At 55.7% G+C, this 18,694-nt stretch carries 11 protein-coding genes; all 11 read left to right on the top strand.

The features are described from left to right. Positions 1 to 534: 534 nt before the first annotated feature. The 11 genes from BMW84_RS10940 to BMW84_RS10890 all read left to right on the top strand — a co-directional run bounded on the left by BMW84_RS10940 (position 535) and on the right by BMW84_RS10890 (position 18,681). A complete protein-coding gene (locus BMW84_RS10940; protein WP_091067677.1) occupies positions 535 to 2,274 on the top strand; it encodes a peptide-binding protein in 1,740 nt (579 codons plus the stop codon). A gap of 120 nt (positions 2,275 to 2,394) precedes the next feature. Next, the gene (locus BMW84_RS10935; protein ID WP_091067676.1) at positions 2,395 to 3,366 is read left to right on the top strand and encodes an ABC transporter permease; all 972 of its coding nucleotides are present in this window, start codon (positions 2,395 to 2,397) and stop codon (positions 3,364 to 3,366) included. Further along, positions 3,363 to 4,370 carry an ABC transporter permease gene (locus BMW84_RS10930; protein WP_091067674.1) on the top strand — a complete coding sequence of 336 codons (1,008 nt, stop codon included), beginning with the start codon at positions 3,363 to 3,365 and terminating at the stop codon, positions 4,368 to 4,370. The genes BMW84_RS10935 and BMW84_RS10930 overlap by 4 nt, the downstream gene beginning before the upstream one ends. Then, positions 4,337 to 5,353, top strand: coding sequence for an ABC transporter ATP-binding protein (locus BMW84_RS10925; RefSeq protein WP_091067671.1), 1,017 nt, complete (start codon positions 4,337 to 4,339; stop codon positions 5,351 to 5,353). The genes BMW84_RS10930 and BMW84_RS10925 overlap by 34 nt, the downstream gene beginning before the upstream one ends. Continuing rightward, positions 5,350 to 6,351, top strand: a complete 1,002-nt coding sequence (locus tag BMW84_RS10920; protein ID WP_091067669.1) for an ABC transporter ATP-binding protein — start codon at positions 5,350 to 5,352, stop codon at positions 6,349 to 6,351. Before BMW84_RS10925 ends, BMW84_RS10920 begins: the two co-directional genes overlap by 4 nt. 325 nt (positions 6,352 to 6,676) lie before the next feature. Beyond that, positions 6,677 to 10,720, top strand: a complete 4,044-nt coding sequence (locus BMW84_RS10915; protein ID WP_091067666.1) for a X2-like carbohydrate binding domain-containing protein — start codon at positions 6,677 to 6,679, stop codon at positions 10,718 to 10,720. Between the two features lie 352 nt (positions 10,721 to 11,072). Beyond that, positions 11,073 to 13,358: a helix-turn-helix domain-containing protein gene (locus BMW84_RS10910; protein ID WP_175498736.1), complete on the top strand. Its 2,286-nt coding sequence runs from the start codon at positions 11,073 to 11,075 to the stop codon at positions 13,356 to 13,358. Between the two features lie 392 nt (positions 13,359 to 13,750). Next, entirely contained in the window at positions 13,751 to 14,683 is a 933-nt protein-coding gene (locus tag BMW84_RS10905; RefSeq protein ID WP_254772920.1) for an ABC transporter permease, read from the top strand. A 15-nt stretch (positions 14,684 to 14,698) separates the two neighbouring features. Continuing rightward, the gene (locus BMW84_RS10900; RefSeq protein WP_091067661.1) at positions 14,699 to 15,604 is read left to right on the top strand and encodes a carbohydrate ABC transporter permease; all 906 of its coding nucleotides are present in this window, start codon (positions 14,699 to 14,701) and stop codon (positions 15,602 to 15,604) included. A 149-nt stretch (positions 15,605 to 15,753) separates the two neighbouring features. Next, positions 15,754 to 17,394 (top strand): type 2 periplasmic-binding domain-containing protein, encoded by a 1,641-nt coding sequence (locus tag BMW84_RS10895; protein ID WP_091068288.1) that lies wholly within the window; start codon positions 15,754 to 15,756, stop codon positions 17,392 to 17,394. Positions 17,395 to 17,544: 150 nt separating this feature from the next. Continuing rightward, a complete protein-coding gene (locus tag BMW84_RS10890; protein WP_091067658.1) occupies positions 17,545 to 18,681 on the top strand; it encodes an SGNH/GDSL hydrolase family protein in 1,137 nt (378 codons plus the stop codon). Positions 18,682 to 18,694 lie beyond the last annotated feature (13 nt).

The raw sequence follows: 18,694 nt of genomic DNA, 5'->3' as shown, positions 1-18,694 counted from the left end.
CTATACAAATGCTTATTCTTAAAATATAATGGGAGGTAATTACAAAAAAAGGATGAAGTTTAAAAGTGTAATTTCCTTGAATTCTCAGCATATATCTTTGGATGACAACTAGCGTAATGTAAAAGAATGTATTGACGTAAGAATTATTAACATGTAATATAAACGATAATTTAGACAGTAAGGCTTGGCGGGCTTTGAAAAATGCAGGAAAGGCGGCTTCTAATTGACCTTAGGTTAATTATCTCGGATTTTGTCGGTTTCTGTAGAAGGATTACGGTACCATCATCAAGTTATATTATGTTACATAATCAGTGAGACCCAGCCGTAAGCAAATCCTGCACGATCAAAGCTTTAGGAAAGCCAACCTTCTTGCACCGCCTAAACCACAAACTCTTCGACTTCTTCAAGGGGGGGACATCCACTTACCACGAGAGAAAAGCAATGCCACTGGATGCCGCGCAGCTTAGAACTCTTCATGATCATGTCCAGTATACCGGAGTTGCAATCCGTAACTACTAAGGAGGAGTAATAGGAATGGTAAAAAAGAGAAACTGGTGGTCTATTCTACTTATCGTATCGCTTATTGGAATCCTGTTTACAGGCTGCAGTACCAACAACAATGCCTCTAACGGCAATACTCCAGCCGAAAGCGCCGCACCGACCGAAAGCGCAGCGCCGGAAGCCACCGAAGCCCCTGCTGCCGATGCACCGGTAGACGGCGGATCGATCGTCCTGAGTTCCTTCTCCGACATTGTCAACATTAATCCTCTTCTTATCGGCGATACTTCTTCGGGAGACGTTGCCAACTTCCTGTTTGCCAGCATTTACGATATTGACCGTTCCGGTAATATTGCCGCCGAACCTTGGTCGCTGGCCGCGGAACTGCCGCAAATTTCCGAAGACGGATTGACTTACACCGTAAAATTGAAAGATACGATCAAATGGAGTGACGGCCAGCCGATCACTGCCGATGACATTGTTTATACCGTTCAAACCGCGATCAATCCGGAAACCGGATCGCCGCTGATCAGCTCGCTGGATAAAGTGAAGAAGGTTGAGAAGGTAGACGAACACACGGTGAAGTTCACCTTGTCGCAAGTCTACGCGCCTTTCCTGTACTCACTTAGCATGACTCCGGTGCCTGCGCACATCCTGAAGGATGTCGCTCCGAAAGAAATTCAAACGAACGCTTACGGTACCGATCCTGCGAAAACCGTAACCAGCGGCCCATGGAAATGGACGGCCTGGAAGCAAGGCGAAAGCCACACGCTGGATGCCGATCCGAACTATTGGGGTGAAGTAAAGCCTCATATCGCGCAAATCGTGTATAAAATTTATGCCGACCAAAATACCGAAGTTCAAGCGCTGCTGAAAGGCGACGTCGACCAAGTGAGCGCCGTTCCAGTAACGCAAGTGGATGCAGTCAAAGCTAACGACTCTATTCATGTGATCCAAAAACCGGGTCCAACCTATGAATACCTTGGCTTTAACTTTGACGCCAACAACTTCCCTGACAAATATGGCTTATTCGCCGGACAAAAGACCAGACAGGCGATTGCATACGCTCTGAACCGCCAAGGCATGGTCGACAACATCCTGAAGGGCGTAGGTGCTCTGATGAATGCTCCGTTCCTGCCGGATACCTGGGCTGACCCGGGCGATGCTGCCGTAAACTACGAATACAGCGCCGATAAAGCGAAACAGCTCCTGGCTGAAGACGGATGGGTTGCCGGCAAAGACGGCATCCTGACGAAAGACGGACACCGTTTCTCCTTCGAGCTTCAATACAACGCCGGCAACAGCCGCCGCGAGCAAGTGGCCGCCGTTATCCAGCAAAACCTGAAAGACGTAGGCATTGAAGCGACGCCAAAAGCGATCGACTTCTCGGCCTGGATCGACCAAAACGTAACGCCGGGTAAATATCAAGCCATCCTCCTGGCCTGGTCCCTGAACAACCCGGATCCTGACGCAGAAAGCATATTCTCTTCCAAATACTTCCCGCCGGCCGGCCAAAACAGCGGCTGGTACAAAAACGAGAAGCTGGATCAGCTCTGGATCGACGGCTACTCGACGGTTGACCAAGAGAAACGCAAAGAAGTGTACAAAGAGCTGGGCAAAGAAATTTCCACTGACTTGCCATACGTATTCCTCTACCAATACGGATCCGCTATCGGCACAGGCCCTAGAGTTCACTGGGCGGAAGAAGACGCGCCGGAGCCATCCCTTGGCTATGGCCAGTACTTCCATGCTATCAAATGGTGGGTAACGGACTAAGACCAAACCAGCAGAGAAATAGAATGACGGGAGGGGAAAGAGTAATCTCTTTCCTCTTCTCCTTTTCTCACTCAAGGAGAGAATTCTTATGCTAAGCCTGCGATCTCTAGGAGGAAGTTTATGACAGAATATTTAATCCGCCGCGTGCTGCAATCGGTATTGGTCATCTTTTTGATTACCGTACTGACCTTTTTGCTCATCCACGCTGCTCCGGGAGGGCCAACCAAGGTGATGCTGTCGCCGGGCATGTCTCCCGAAACCTTTGAGCAGCAAGCCAAAAACCTGGGTCTCGACAAGCCGGTCCCGGTACAGTATGTCCGCTGGATTAGCGGTTTGCTGAAAGGCGATCTCGGTTATACCTTCAAGAACCATCTGGCCATTTCCGATCTGCTCTGGCCGCGCATCGCGAATACCTTTATTCTGATGGGAGCCGCCTGGCTCGTATCGCTCATTATCGCGATTCCATGGGGAATCTACAATAGTACCAAGGTTTACGGATTGTCCGACCAGACGGCCTCGTTCATCTCTTATCTCGGATTCGCGATGCCGACGTTCTGGTTCGGGATTCTGCTCCAGCAGTGGCTCTCGCTGAAGCTTAACTGGTTCCCGTTATCGGATATGCATGCCAGGGGCAAGGAAGGAAACCTAAGCGACTTGTTCATGCATTTGGTGCTTCCTGTAACCGTGCTGTCGCTCGGTTTTCTTGCTTCCTATATGAAATATGCCCGGGCAAGCATGCTGGAGGTGTTGGATCAGGATTATATCCGGACCGCCCGCGCAAAAGGCGTAAAGGAACGCAAAGTGGTGTTCCGCCATGCGCTTCGCAATGCGCTTATTCCTATTATCACGATTCTGGGTCTCGACCTGCCGATTCTGGTAGCCGGCGCGGCCCTTACCGAAAATGTGTTCAACTGGCCGGGTATGGGCCGCTGGTTCGTAGAAATGGCGACTGCACGCGAATATTCCGCATTGATGGCGGTTACCATCGTGACTTCGGTTGTGGTCGTCATCGGCAATCTGCTGGCGGATATTCTCTATGCCGTGGTGGATCCGCGCGTGAAGCTGGGCAAGCAAGGAGGTAAGGCCGCATGAGTGCTGACAATACACAACTTACCGGCGGTTTTGCCAATCCGCAGGTCGGCGCGCCGGAACCGGTCTCCGGAAGCAAGCTGGAAACGGCAGATCCCGGAAGACCTCCGGGTCCATGGAAGACGTTATGGAAGAAGTTTTCGCGCAATCCTTATGCGATGAGCGGCCTTGCGGTTCTGCTGTTCTTCGTCATAATAGGAATTCTTGCACCGGTTCTTACCAAATATGATCCGGCGGCCATTGATCTGATGTTTGCCAACCTGAAACCGGGCGCTGCAGGGCATTTGCTTGGCACGGATGAGTTGGGCCGTGACATTCTGACCCGGCTTCTCTATAGCGCCAGAATTTCCTTGTCCATCGGCTTTTCCGTAGCCTTGGCTTCGGTGGCAATCGGCTCGGTCATCGGCGCCATCTCCGGGTACTTCGGCGGTTGGGTGGATACGGTATTTATGCGGATCGTTGACGTGATGAACTCGGTCCCTACCCTGTTCCTAAACATTCTGGTGCTTGCGATCTTCGGCTCCAAGATGGAATATATGATCATGATTCTCGCGTTTACGAGCTGGATGAGCATTGCCCGACTTGTACGGGGCAACTTCCTGCAGCTCCGTGAAATGCAGTATGTGGAGGCTGCGAAGGCCATCGGCGTTTCGAGCTGGGGCATTATTTTCCGCCATCTACTGCGTAACGCCAGCTTTCCGATTATCGTCAACGCCACGCTGATGGTCGGCGGCGCGATTTTAAGCGAGTCGGCGCTCTCCTATCTGGGTTTGGGCGTACAAACGCCGGCGACCAGTTGGGGCCTCATGCTCAGCAACGCCCAGGAGTTCATGCTGGTTGATCCGATGCAGGCCGTTTATCCGGGGCTTTGCATCCTGCTCGTCGTGCTTGCGGTTAACTTCATCGGCGACGGCATCCGCGATGCGCTGGATCCAAGACAGCAAGTGACCAAATCCCGGAGGAGGCTCGACCAATGGCGGAAAAACTACTTGAAATCCGGAAAATGACCGTCGGTTTCGTAACCGATAAAGGACTCGTTAAAGCAACCGATCAAATCTCCATCGCGGTGGACAAAGGCCAAACCGTGTGCCTTGTCGGCGAATCCGGCAGCGGAAAGAGCGTCACCTCGCTCGCGATCATGCGGCTGATCGAATATGCCGGCGGCATCGTGGTGGAAGGGAACATCAAGTTCAATGGCCAGGACCTCGCTGCAGCGAAGCAGGAGGAGATGCGCAAAATCCGCGGCGACCGGATCGCCATGATTTTTCAGGATCCGATGTCTGCGCTCAATCCGGTATTTACCGTAGGCGAGCAGATTGCCGAAAGCCTGCGGCTGCACCAGAACAAAAGCCCGCAGGAAGCCATGAAGATGGCGATTGAGCTGCTGAAGCTGGTAGGGATTCCGGCGCCGGAAATCCGCGTTAAACAGTACCCGCACGAATTGTCCGGCGGGATGTGCCAACGTATCGTCATCGCGATTGCGCTCGCCTGCAACCCGGAGCTGCTGATTGCCGACGAGCCGACCACGGCGCTCGACGTGACCGTACAAGCGCAAATTCTCGACCTGCTGCGCAAGCTCCAGGCGGAGCTGGGCATGTCCATTCTGCTCATCACCCATGACATGGGGGTTGCCGCCGAAATGGCCGACCGGATTGCCGTCATGTATGCCGGAGCCATCGTCGAGGAAGGCAGCGTGGAAGAAATTTTCGACCATCCGAGCCATCCGTATACGGTGGGGCTGCTTCAGTCGATCCCGGGCTTTGAGGGGGAACGGGGCGGGGAGCTGCATACGATCCGCGGAAGCATCCCGCCGATCGGGCAGCTCCCGACGGGCTGCCGGTTTAACCCGCGTTGTCCGCATGCCATGGATATTTGCCGCTCACAGGAGCCGCCAAGCTTCATGGTAGCGGATGATCATCCTGCGGCCTGCTGGCTTTTTCAGGATAAGCCGGTTCAGGCTGATGACAAAGACGAGGTGAGACAAGCATGAGCAATGTAGCGGCAAATGAAACGGTCTCTGCCGAAACGCTGGTAGAGGTTAAGGATATCAAGAAGTATTTTCCGATCCACAAAGGGCTTTTGAACCGCGTGGTCGGCCAGGTGAAGGCGGTGGACGGGGTATCGTTGTCCATACGCAAAGGCGAAACCTTTGGGCTTGTCGGCGAATCCGGCTGCGGCAAATCCACCTTCGGACGCGTGCTGCTGCGGCTGCAAAGCGCCACCGAAGGAGAAGTGTTGTTCAAGGGCCGCGACATTCACGCGCTGAAGGGCCGGGAGATGCAGAAGCTGCGCGAAGAGATGCAGATTATTTTCCAGGACCCGTTCGGTTCCCTGAATCCGCGCTTCCTCGTCAAAGACATCATCGGCGAGCCGCTGCGCATTCATCAGAATCTGTCCGCCAAGTGGATCGACGCCCGGGTGGTTGAACTGATGGAGCTGGTCGGCCTGGATGCCAGCCGCCGGAACCGCTACCCGCATGAATTCTCGGGCGGCCAGCGCCAGCGGATCGGCATCGCGCGCGCGATTGCGCTGAATCCGCAGTTCATCGTTGCGGACGAAGCGGTATCCGCGCTGGACGTATCGGTGCAATCCCAGGTCATCAATCTGCTGATGAAGCTGCAGAAGGAGCTCGGCCTCACCTTCCTGTTCATCGCGCACGGTCTGAATGTCGTCCGGCATATTTCGGACCGGGTCGGCGTGATGTACCTGGGAAAAATGGTCGAGGTTGCCGTGACCGAGGAGCTGTTCCGCGCGCCGCTGCATCCGTATACGGCGGCACTGCTGTCGGCGATTCCGAAGCCGTCGCCAAGACGCGGCTCGGAGCGAATCGTGCTGCAGGGAGATGTGCCGTCGCCGGCTAACCCGCCGTCCGGCTGCCGCTTCCATACCCGCTGTCCTTTCGTGCAGGAGAAGTGCCGCTCGCAGGAGCCGGCGCTGGAAGAAAAGTTGCCGGGACGGATGGCCGCCTGCCACTTCCCCCTGGTCTAATCCATCGCTATATGAAGAGAGCCGCTCCAAGCCGTTTCCGGCCGGGGGCGGTTTTTTTTGCCCCGGATCAACGCAGAAGTCTCCCGTAGATGAAATTTGGATGCTTCCCCGGGCATTTGCCCCCTGCCGATTGGGGCTAATTGTACGTTCAGCGGCGCAGATGTACCTACCCAAGGGCTGGAAAAAACACTAAGATCGACTCGTGTAGAAAGCGCTGTCACACCGTTAGTCGGCCTTTGATTTGTAAACGTTTCCCGGGAAATGAAGCGGATAGGCCAAACGTAAGAGTACGACCTCAAAACCAATAACCAGGGGGCGGGAGTATTTGAAGCGGACGAGGAGAAAGCTGGGTTACACGCTGTTGATTTTCATTACCGTAGTTGCGCAATTCGGGTTTGCGGGAACCGGCCGCCATGTAGCGGAAGCGGCGGATAAAGCGCTGGCCCAGAAGCCTTATATGGGCTGGAGCAGTTACAGCATGCAGGTATATGACGGGCCGCAGGGCAACTGGATTTCCGAGCAGAAGCTCAAGGCGATGTCCGATGCCATGCACGAAAAGCTGCAGTCGCACGGCTATGAATACATCAATATCGATGCGGGCTGGAACGGCAGCATGGACGAGTATGCCCGGCCGATTCCAAGCACGACGCTATATCCGAACGGGTTCGAGAATCTTATCGATTACATTCATAATAACGGCCAGAAAGTCGGGATCTATCTGATTCCGGGCATGTCCAAGGAAGCCTATGCGAAGAATCTGCCGATTTACGGTACGAAGTACCATATGCAGGACATCGCTTATCTGCCTTTGCAGAAGGCTGACTATTGGGATATCGGCTACAAAATCGACTTTTCAAAACCCGGCGCGCAGGAGTACGTCGATTCCATCGCCGACCTGATTGCTTCTTGGGGCGTCGACTTTGTTAAATTCGACAGCGTTACGCCGGGCTCCGGCTACAACAACACCTCGATCGACGCCCGGGGCGATGTCGCCGCCTGGTCGAAGGCACTGGCCAGACACGGCATCTGGTTCGAGCTGTCTTGGGCACTCGACCACAACTACGTCGACTACTGGAAGCAATACGCGAACGGCTGGCGGATCCAGTGGGATGTGGAAGCCTATAATCCGGAGGTCGGGTTGACCCAGTGGGCCAACATCGCCCGGTTGTTCCCGGACGCCGCGCTGTGGTGGCGGGATGCCGGTCCCGGCGGCTGGAACGACTTCGATTCCCTGAACGTCGGGAACGGCGCCATGGATGGTCTGACCAAAGACGAGCGGCAGACCGCAATGACGTTGTGGGCGATTTCCGCCGCCCAGCTGTATGTCGGCAACGACCTGACGCGGCTGGACGATTACGGGCTGAAACTGCTCACCAATGACGAAGTCATTGCAGTGAACCAGGCTGGACGCCCCGCGCATCCGGTATCAACCGAAACGCAGCAGCAGGTATGGTATGCCAACAACGGCGACGGTACTTACAATGTAGCGTTGTTTAACCTGGGCAGCCGCAGCGCGGAAGCGAAGGTGAACTGGAGCGACATCGGGCTTGACGGTCCGGCGTCTGTCCGTGACTTGTGGAGCCACACGGAACTCGGCACGTTTAATGATAGCTTCAGCGGCGGGATTCTGGAGCCGCATGCCTCGCGCATGCTAAAGGTAACGGCCAAAGGCGGCGTTTCCGCCGTCAATAACGACGACACCGGCATGCGTTATACCGGCGCTTGGTCGCGAGGCGGCGGCAAAGAGCAGACGGAAGCGAAACAGGACCTTGGCGTAACCATCACCGATACCTCAGCACAGGTTCCAACGGAGCCGGAACAACCCGGGAACGGCAACGGAGGAACGACGGTTACCCGTTCGGTCTACGTCAATGACACCGACAGCCGGATTCAATATTACGGTTCAAGCTGGAATTCGCAGTCAGGCCGCCCGACCGGCGATTACAAAAACGATGTTCATTATGCCGAGCAGGACGGCGATTATTTTAAATACACCTTTAATGGGACGGGAATCGACCTGCTGACGGAAAAGGATTCCTCGCAGGGCGATATTGAAGTCTATCTGGATGACGCGGTCACGCCGGTAACGGTCAATACCCATACTTCCGGCGAACGCGAAGTGCAGCAGGCGGTGTTCAGCGTCTCCGGCCTGCCGGACGGCGAGCATACCCTGAAGGCCGTCAAGGCGTCAGGCTCCTACATGCTGCTCGACGCGCTTAAGGTCACGGCGGATAAGCTGATCGTGCCGGCCGGCAGCAGCTTTGACAAAGAAATCAGCCGGCAGGCCGATTTGCAGGCGGAGCTGGTCCTCGGCGGCGGTTCCTTCCTTGGCCTTCGCAATGGCGATACGCCGCTGGTCCAAGGCACCGATTATGAATTAAGCGGCAGCAACGTTAAGGTTCTGAAAAATTACCTCTTGAAGCAGCCTTTCGGCGAAACGACGCTGGTCTTTGATTTCGAAGGGGGCGGCGGCGAGCTCTGGCCGATCGAGATCAAGACGAGCGCGACGGCGAGCAGTTCGATCACGCCAGGGGCTGGCAGCTTCGACAAAGCGGCTTCGCTGCAGCAGGACATTGCCATTGCCGTGGACTTGAACGGAAATACGCTGACGGCCATCGAGCATAACGGCTCGCCATTAAGCGAAGGCGATGATTATACGTTTGAAGACGGTACCGTTATCTTGAAAAAGGCGTATCTTGCCGCACAGCCCGTCGGCCAGACCGCTTTGACCTTCGTGTTCAGCGCCGGTGACCCGCAGATACTGACGCTGCAGATCACCAACACGAACACGGTGCGGTACATCGTGCTCAACAATGACGATTCGTCGATCAAATACACCGGCTCCTGGTCGCGCAACAGCGGCAGAACATTCGGCGATTACATGGATGACGTGCATTTTACGGAACAGAACGGTGACTTCTTCGAGTATACGTTCCGCGGCACGGGGATTCAGATGTATACGGAGCTGGATAACTCGATGGGCGATGTCGATATCTACGTCGACGGACATTTTGAACAGACGGTCAATACCTACAGCAGCTCCCGGAAAGTGCAGCAGAACGTATTCAGCGTATCCGGTCTGCCGGAAGGACTGCACACCTTGAAAGCGGTAAAGAAGAACGGCACTTACATGCTGCTCGATATGCTGAAGGTCGAGGTGCCGGACCTGATCAACCCGGTTGCCGCAAGCTTTGATAAAAACGCCTCCTTGCAAGAAGATGTGGAAGTGCTTCTGCTCCAGGAGCCGGGCATGTTCAAAGGCATCTCCAGCGGCGGCACTCCGCTCCTCGCGGGCACCGATTACACGCTCTCGGGGAACAAAGTAACGTTGAGTAAAACCTATCTTGCGGGCCAGCCGACGGGAACGCTGAAGCTGTCGTTCCTTTTCGGCGGGGACTATCAGAACGATGTGCAGTGGACGGCCGACAACGGCGATTTTGTCCAGTACACCTTCAAGGGTACCGGGGTTCAGCTCATCGGACCAAAGGGCCCGGCGCTCGGCGAGATGGAGGTTTATATCGACGGCACGCTGAAAGCGACGGTTGACGCGAATCACGCCGGCCGGCAAATCCTGCAGAACCTCTACAGCATTTCCGGGCTTGCGGATGGCCTGCACACGATTAAGGTGGCGAAAAAATCGGGCGAACTGCTGCTGATCGACCAATTGAAATATACGGTAGGTGCAAGCGGCAGTTCGCCGGGTACCCCGGATCCGGGCACATCGAACCCGGGCGGCCCGGCCGCCACGCCGGCACCATCGGCCACGCCGACGCCGACGGCCACACTGGCGCCAGGCGGCAACCCGCCAAGCGTAACGCCGGCTGCATCGCCCTACCTGAAAGGCTACGCGGACGGCCAGTTCAAGCCGGACCGGAACATTACGCGCGCCGAGATCGCTTCGATTCTAGCGAACGCCTTTGCAGGCAAAGAAGGCGGCAATGAAACCTCGTTCGGCGACGTGAGCTCCGGTTCCTGGGCGGCGGAAGCGATTGCCAAAGTAACCAAACTGGGGCTGATGCAAGGGTATCCGGACGGCTCCTTCCAGCCGGACCGGCCGCTGACCCGGGCGGAGCTGGCTTCGCTGATCGTTTCGCTGCTGCCTGAAGCCTCCGGCCAGGGCCAAGGCTTCACCGACATTACCGGAAGCTGGGCAAAGGCGGCCATCCTGAAAGCCCAGGCGGCGGGCATTTTGAAGGGGTACCCGGACGGAACCTTCCGGCCGGACCAGCCGCTCACCCGCGCCGAAACGGTGGTAGCGATGAACCGCGTGCTGGGCATTGCCAAGGCCGGCGGAGCCGCGGCTGTATTCAGCGACGTACCGGCAACGCATTGGGCGTATGCCGAAATCCAGGCGGCGACGGCTCCCTAAAGGCCCGGCGCATAGCGACATCCTAGACGGTTCCGCAGACAAAGGCTGCCGGGGACCCGGAATTCCGGGTCCCTTGGCGCCATTTTTCAGGGTGGACTGCTGCACGGCACCGGTAGGTGCTTTTTCACTTGTACCGGCAGAAAGGTGTTCCGGGAATTCGGGGCAGACAGCGGCGCCCGTTTGTATTACACTTTAAAAACGGGTAGAGACCCATACAGAGGCTGCCCGGAATTTCTAATAAAAGGCAGTGAACCTTTCGCTCCAATCGCTGCTTTTTATTAAATTCCGGCATGATCCGCTCCGAAAGAAATATACAAATATGATAGCGCTACCAAAAGGGGGAGGTCATTGAATGCTCAAATACTCCAACGTCTTCCGCAGGTTTTTAATCTCCTATGTGATCATTCTGATCATCCCGAGCATCGGCGGATATATGTCCTACCGCACGTCCATTACAGTCACGCAGTCGCTGTCCATCGAGAACAGCGTAACCCAGCTGCAGAAAAGCCAGGATATTCTGGAGCGGCGGATGGCCGAGGTCGAAGGCTTTACCCGGCAGCTGGCGATCAATAAACAGCTCAGCGTGCTGATGAACGAGCGGGACAACAACACCAATGTGTACGGAATCTGGAATACAATGCAGAATGTGTTGACCTCCGGGCAAACGAACGATTTTTTGCAGGACTATTATATCTATCTGGCCAATTACAATCTGATCCTGACTTCCGGCTCCACCTACCGGCCCGAGCACTTCTACGAGGTGTTTCATTACAACGATCTGTCTCTGGCACAGTGGCGCAAGGAATTCCTGGAGAAAACCCACCGCAGCGAAATCCGTCCGCTGAGCCCCTTTGTGGAGCGGAATATCCAGACTTCGGTCATTACGTATATGCAATCGCTGCCGCTGGACAGCTTCGAGGATTCCTCGCCTGCCGTCGTCATCGTCAACATTGATGAAAAAGTGATTGCCAGCATGCTGACGGGCCTGACCGAGCGTTACGGCGGCTGGGTGCACATCAGCGACGAGAACGGAAATACGATCGTTCAGCAGGGAGAGGACGCCCCGTACATCGGTAAGCTGGCGACCGATCCGGCGTTCGATGAGAACAAAGTCAGCCAATTTTACAAGGATGATCTCGTCATCACGACCCGTTCAACGAAAAACGGCTGGGTCTACCAGGCGGGCATTCCGCGCAGCGTGCTCCTGGAGAACGCCAACCGGATCAAGTTCAAGTCATGGGCAATCACGGGGGGAACCCTGCTGCTCGGACTTTTGGTCGGGCTTGTGCTGGCCTACCGGAACAGCGCCCCGATCAACCGGCTGGTCGGCGTCATGCGGGAGCAGTTCGGTAAAGAGGAGACGCCGGAGCGGGACAGCTTCGACTTCCTGAGCGGCAATATCGCCAATATGATTACGAAGAACAAACAGCTGGAGAGCGAGCTGGACCGCCAGCTGCCGCTGATTCGCGACGCCTTCCTAAAACGGCTGATTGCCGGGGAATTCGAATCGCGGGATGAAATTCTCTATGCGGCCGAGCAGGCGGACATTCAGCTCGGACCGGGCACCGGGTATACGGGCGTCATCCAGATCAGCGGGTATGCGGGCATGGACAGCGTCGAGATTCTGAACGAGCTGAACGCGTCAAGGCTGCTGCTCAAGCAAGCGCTCGCGGAGCGGGGAGAAGCGATTCTCACGACGGATATCGGTTCGGATAAGGTGGTCGCCTTGTTCCTTGCCGATGCCGCCGAAGGCCCGGTAGAGGAGCAGCGGGTGGAAGAGGCGATGGAGCGCCTGACCGCCTATTTGTTCGAGGAGTACAAGATGACGATCCAAGCCGGGTTCGGCGATCCTTTTACCACGGTTACCGAGGTCAGCCGCTCCTTCGAGCAGGCGAAGCAGGCGCTGGAGTATGCCGTTTACGTCAACCAAAAAGGGATGATGTGGAACCGCGAGGCCCAAATCGAGAACACGACCTATTATTATCCGCTCGATACGGAGCAGCGTCTGATCAGTACGGTCCGTGCCGGAGAGCTGGAGGAGGCCATGCGGATCGTCGATGTCATCATCGCCCAGAATCTTGGCCAGCGCGAGCTGTCCGTGGAGATGAAGCATCAGTTGGTCGGCGAGATGAAGGGCACTTTCCTGAAGCTGCTGGATCAGAAGACGTTCCTGGAATCGCCGCTGTTCGAAAACACCAAACGCAAAATCATCGAGATCGATTTCTCCGATCCGCTGGAAAGCATCCAGGAAGAGCTGCATGCCATTATGGAGGAAATGTGCGGCTTTGTCGTAAGCAAAAAGAAAGACGCGCATATTCAGATCATCAAGCAAATGTATCAGTATACCGCGGAAATGTACGCCGATGCCGAGCTCACGCTGTACCGTGTCGCCGAGCATGTCGAGCGGCCGGAGAAATACATCTCCCAGCTGTTTAAGGAGGTTACCGGCGTCAATTACTCCGACCATCTCGTTAAAGTGCGCATGGATCAGGCCGCTCTGCTGCTGAAAGAGAGCAATTATACCGTCGACGAGATCGCTGCGCGCGTCGGCTACAACAGCTCGCATTCGTTCCGCCGGGCGTTCAAACGCCTGACGGGCATCTCGCCCAGCACGTACCGGCAGTCGCATGTAGAATAAGATCCACACAAAGCACTCCCCCACAAAGCAATTGCCCGCAAAGCGGAGAGTTGGCTCCCAAGTTCATTCAGGTACTTGCGGGGGACCTAAATACTGTGAAAAGATGCGCTTGCAATAGAAAATGCTGTACTGCACGGCTGTACCGTCCCCAATGGACGGTGCAGCCGTTTTTTACTGCGCGGGGACGGGCCACAAGCCGAAAAATGGCTGTACCGCCGAGTTTTGCCCCCTCTGAAACGGGCGATCTGTACGCCAAACCGCTCAAGTGTACCTATTCAAAGGCGGGAAACATCCACTATGATGAGCTCGTGTAGAAAGCGCTATCACACATTACCGGCAGTTTATCAGGGGGGATTATTCTGGAGAAACCACTTACTACTCACCATACGGCAATGCCCCACAGAAGGGGCGAAGGGATTCTGGCAAGAACCGGAAGAAAAATAATGAAGCACTGGCAGCTGCATTTGCTGGTCATACCGCCAATCCTGTTCTTCCTTATTTTTAAATATTATCCGATGCTGAACGCGGTGCTTGCCTTCAAGGATTACAACGTCATTAAAGGCATCTGGGGCAGCCCGTGGGTCGGCTTCAAAAACTTCCAATTGTTCTTCGAGAACCCGATGTTCTGGACCTTGCTCAAAAACACACTGAAGCTCAGCGGCTACCTGCTGCTGGCCGGCTTCCCGATTCCGATCCTGCTTGCGCTCATGATCAACGAGATCCGCGGCGGACGGTTCAAGCGGTTCGTGCAGCTCGTTTCGTTCGCGCCGTATTTCATCTCGACCGTGGTGATGGTGTCCATCATCATGCTGTTCCTGGCTCCCCGTCTCGGGTTCGCCAACATCGCGCTGAACTTTTTCGGCATGGACTCGATCAACTTCCTGGGGGAACCGGGCATGTTCCGTTCCATCTATGTATGGTCGGATATTTGGCAGACGGCGGGGTATAGCGCGGTGATTTATCTGGCGGCGCTCGCCGGGATCGATCCTACGCTGTACGAAGCGGCCAAGGTGGACGGCGCCTCGCGGTTCCAGAAGATCCGCCACGTCGACCTTCCGGGGATCGTGCCAACCATCGTCATCATCCTGATCCTGAATGTAGGCAATGTTATGGCGCTTGGATTTGAAAAAGTGTATCTGCTGCAAAATCCGCTGAACATCGCGAATTCCGAGATCATTGCGACCTACGTGTATTCGATCGGCCTGCTGAACGCGAACTACAGCTTCGCGACCGCCGTCGGCCTGTTCAACTCCGTGATCAACCTGATCCTGCTCGTTACGGTCAACGGAGTCGCCAAACGCATCACCAACAACAGTATCTGGTAGGAAAGGAGTTCCTGTATGGCAGCTACGGCAGCAGTCCCTAAAAAAATCAAAGAATCGGCGGGCGACCGCATTTTTCTGACCGCCATTTATATCATCCTTACGCTGGTGGTCATCGCGATCGTCTACCCGCTCGTCTTCATCATCAGCAGCTCCATCAGCAGTCCGGCCGCGGTCACGTCGGGCAAAGTGTGGCTCTATCCCGTCGACATTTCGTTCAAAGGCTTCAGCGTTCTTTTGAAGACGCCTGAGATTACGACCGGGTATCTGAACTCCATCTTCTATACGACCGCCGGTACGCTGATCAGCGTGGCGCTGACGATCATGATTGCTTATCCGCTGTCGCGGCGGACGTTCTTCGGGCGAAATGCGCTGATGATGGTCATCACCTTCACGATGATCTTCAGCGGCGGCCTGATTCCGACGTACATGGTGGTCAGGGAGATGCATCTCATCGACACCCGCTGGGCTTTGCTTATTCCGAACGCCATCTGGGTGTGGCAGGTGATCATTGCCCGCTCGTTTTTTCAATCCTCGATTCCGGAGGAACTGCTGGAGGCCAGCGAAATCGACGGCTGCAGCGACCTCAGGTTTATCCGCAGCGTGGTGCTGCCGCTCTCCAAACCGATCATCGCGGTGCTTGTCCTGATGTACGCGGTCGGACAGTGGAATTCTTATTTTGACGCCCTGATCTATTTGAAGTCGGCCAATTTGTTCCCGCTCCAGCTCGTGCTGCGCAGCATCATTATCATGAACAACAGCTCCGGCAACATGGATGCGATGGCGATGGTCGAACGGCAGCAGCTGTCCGAGCTTCTGAAATATTCGCTGATCGTCGTGGCGACGCTTCCGGTGCTCATCATCTATCCGTTCGTGCAAAGATATTTCGTGCAGGGGATGCTGGTCGGTTCCGTGAAAGGCTGAGTCGTTGCCCGTAGCCCTATGCCCGTAACCATTTTAAGGGGGTGATCGCCCGCGGTTTACGGCTGGACAATGCTTGCAATACCCGTCTAAACTAAAAAAGGGAGTGATGCGATTTGAAAAAGAAACTGTTAAGTCTGCTATCGCTGGTCATGGTCTTCACCATCGTCATCAGCGGCTGTTCGAGCAACAACAAAAACGGCGAGAACAATGCCGCAAGCACCGGAAACGGCACGGAGGCCACGCAGGCCGCCGACGCCAAACCGGTGGACGTCAGCGTCTTCGCGGTCCAGGAATCGGGCATCGATATTCCGACCAACAAATTTACCCAGTTCGTGGCCGACAAGTTCAACATCAAGTTCGACTGGCAGATCAACCCGTCCGACGGTGCTAAGGAAAAACGCCAAATCTCGCTGGCGAGCGGCGACTATCCGGATGCTTACCTCCTCACCGCTTACATCGATGAATTCTCGCAAGCCGATGTGCTGAAATACGGCAAGCAGGGCGTACTCATTCCCCTGAACGATTTGATCGACCAATATGCGCCGAACATTAAAAAGGCGATGGAAGAATCGCCTGAACTGAAAACGCTTTATACCGCTCCGGACGGCAATATTTACGGCCTGGGCGCCTATACCGAATGCTTCCACTGTTCGTATCCGAACAAAATGTGGATCAACACCGAATGGCTGAAAAAGCTCAACATGGAAATGCCGAAAACGACCGACGAATTCAAAGCGATGCTGGAAGCGTTCAAAACGAAAGATCCGAACGGCAACGGCAAAGCCGACGAAGTGCCGCTCAGCGGCTCCACCGAAGACTTCGGCGTGCGCATCGTTCCTTATCTGATGAACGCCTTCGTGTATGACGATGACCGCAACTACCTGAACCTGAAGGACGGCAAGGTCGTATCCGCGGCCGTGACGCCGGAATGGAAGGAAGGCTTGACGTATATCCGTTCGCTGTACTCCGCAGGACTGATCGATCCGGGCGCATTTACGCAAAATGCCGAAGCGTTCAAAAAGATCGGGGAAAACGCCGATGCGGAAATTCTCGGCGCCGGCGCCGGCATGCACCCGGCCATCTTCATCAATATCGATCCGGGCAATACCCGTTCGGCGCACTACAATCCGCTTGCGCCGCTTACCGGCCCGGCGGGCATCTCCTACGCGACGCATGATGCCGGCGGCGTATCGCCTGGCGCGAAGTTCGCCATCACCAACAAAGCCAGCAAAGAAGCGCAAATTGCACTGATCAAGATGGTCGATTACATGTACACGCCGGAAGGCCAAACAAACGCGGCCAGCGGGATGAAAGGCATCGACTGGGAAGATCCGGCTCCGGGAGACGTGGCGCTGGGCGAAGGCGTAACGCCGATGGTCAAAACGATTCCGATGAAGGAAGGCGAAGCGCCGCGCAACGCCGGCTGGAGCGGCATGGGCCATTTCTACATGCCGAAGGAATACCGCGATACCTGGGTACAAGGCACCGATATCTTTGCATCCGACGGCTACGAACGCAGATTGTACGATGCTTCTCTGCTGTATCAGGGGCATGAGCCGAAAGAGCTGTTCCCGATCTGGTCGATCTGGATCGACCCTAGCGAAATCGACGAAGCCAGCATGCTGCAAACGAACCTCAGAAACTACATCGAGCAGAACGAACTGCAGTTCATTACCGGCAATAAGGATCTGAACAAGGACTGGGACGCATACGTCAAAGGCCTGAAAGACCTGAAGCTGGACCGTTACCTGGAAATCCTGCAAAAGGCTTACGATTCGTCAGCGAAATAAAAACTTGGATAGAAAGCCTGGGCGGCGGGGAACCGTGCCTGGCCGCTTGACCGATGCCGGCCCGTTGCTGAAGGCCGGCATCGCTGTTTCCGGGCGGGTGCAGAAGACCCGGGCAGTAGAAATGACGGAAGCGATACGGAGGAGAAAAACATGCTTGAACACAGTGGAAGAGGGGCTTTTATCGCAGAGCGCATAGGACTTCCCCGGTTCCGCGCAAAGCTGCGGCAAACCGGAAATGGAAAGCTCCGGGCGGCCTTTCTGGGCGGCTCGATTACCGAGGGCGCCGGCGCTTCGGAAGCGGAGTCGGCCAGCTGGCGGGCGCTGACCGGGCAATATTTACAGGATACTTATTCTGAACAACAGTTCGAATTTATCAATGCAGGCGTAGGCGGAACCAATTCTACGCTCGGGGCGCACCGGTTCGAAGAGCATGTGCTGCATGGCGGCGCCATCGACCTGCTGTTCGTCGAGTTCAGCGTGAACGACGGCGAAGACCGGACCGAATCGGTCCGCGGAATGGAAGGCATTGTCCGTAAATGCCGCCGGCTTGCGCCGGAAGCGGACATTTGCTTCGTTTATACCGCGGCCCCCAAGAATCTGACGAGTCCGCTGCCTTTTAATATTGCGGTCCACGAAGAGGTCGCCGGGCATTACGGCATTCCGTCCGTCAACTTCGCCCTCCGCATCTACGAAGGGACGCAGACCGGCGAAATCGACTGGAGCCTCCTGGCGCCGGACGGTTATCATCCGCAGGATGCCGGACACGCGCTGTATGCCGGCTATATGCGGGAATATTTAACGTCGGCGCTTGGCGAGGAGAAAAATGAGCGGGCGGTGCGTGTGGTTTGGCCGATTGCGCCGCTGGATCCCGGCAATTATGAATTCGCCACGATGCTGCCGTACGCCGCCGCCGGGTATTCGGCAGAATTCCGGACAGCGGAGCTGCTTCCGGACGAGCCGCTGATGAACTGGAGATTCTCCACGGAACACCGCGCAGCGGAGTTGCCCGGGGCTGAATTCTCCTGGAGCGCCACCGGGCAAAGCGCAGGCGTCCTCCTGTTATACGGTCCGGATTCCGGTATTTTTGAATATTCCGTTAACGGCGAGCCATTTACACAGATCAACTTGTTTGACGACTGGTGCCTGAACGCCTACCGTCCCATTCCGGCACTGTTCCCGGTACGGGCAACACGCGGACCGTTGGCGGTCGTGATCCGCAGCACGGAGTCAAAGGATGCGCGGAGCAAGGGAACGGGCCTGCGCGTCCTGAAGCTGTTGGTCAACTAACGGGATCGCAGCA

The sequence above is a fragment of the Paenibacillus sp. NFR01 genome, assembly GCF_900111565.1.
Lineage (GTDB): Bacteria > Bacillota > Bacilli > Paenibacillales > Paenibacillaceae > Paenibacillus_AQ.
This window is presented reverse-complemented; position numbering and strand designations above follow the sequence as displayed.

What these genes read in the sequence shown, in the direction of transcription:
- BMW84_RS10895 (WP_091068288.1), top strand. Translation starts at nt 15,754, where the DNA reads ATGGTCTTCACCATCGTCATCAGCGGCTGTTCGAGCAACAACAAAAAC.
- BMW84_RS10900 (WP_091067661.1), top strand. Translation starts at nt 14,699, where the DNA reads ATGGCAGCTACGGCAGCAGTCCCTAAAAAAATCAAAGAATCGGCGGGC.
- BMW84_RS10910 (WP_175498736.1), top strand. Translation starts at nt 11,073, where the DNA reads ATGCTCAAATACTCCAACGTCTTCCGCAGGTTTTTAATCTCCTATGTG.
- BMW84_RS10940 (WP_091067677.1), top strand. Translation starts at nt 535, where the DNA reads ATGGTAAAAAAGAGAAACTGGTGGTCTATTCTACTTATCGTATCGCTT.
- BMW84_RS10930 (WP_091067674.1), top strand. Translation starts at nt 3,363, where the DNA reads ATGAGTGCTGACAATACACAACTTACCGGCGGTTTTGCCAATCCGCAG.
- BMW84_RS10890 (WP_091067658.1), top strand. Translation starts at nt 17,545, where the DNA reads ATGCTTGAACACAGTGGAAGAGGGGCTTTTATCGCAGAGCGCATAGGA.
- BMW84_RS10935 (WP_091067676.1), top strand. Translation starts at nt 2,395, where the DNA reads ATGACAGAATATTTAATCCGCCGCGTGCTGCAATCGGTATTGGTCATC.
- BMW84_RS10920 (WP_091067669.1), top strand. Translation starts at nt 5,350, where the DNA reads ATGAGCAATGTAGCGGCAAATGAAACGGTCTCTGCCGAAACGCTGGTA.
- BMW84_RS10925 (WP_091067671.1), top strand. Translation starts at nt 4,337, where the DNA reads ATGGCGGAAAAACTACTTGAAATCCGGAAAATGACCGTCGGTTTCGTA.
- BMW84_RS10905 (WP_254772920.1), top strand. Translation starts at nt 13,751, where the DNA reads ATGCCCCACAGAAGGGGCGAAGGGATTCTGGCAAGAACCGGAAGAAAA.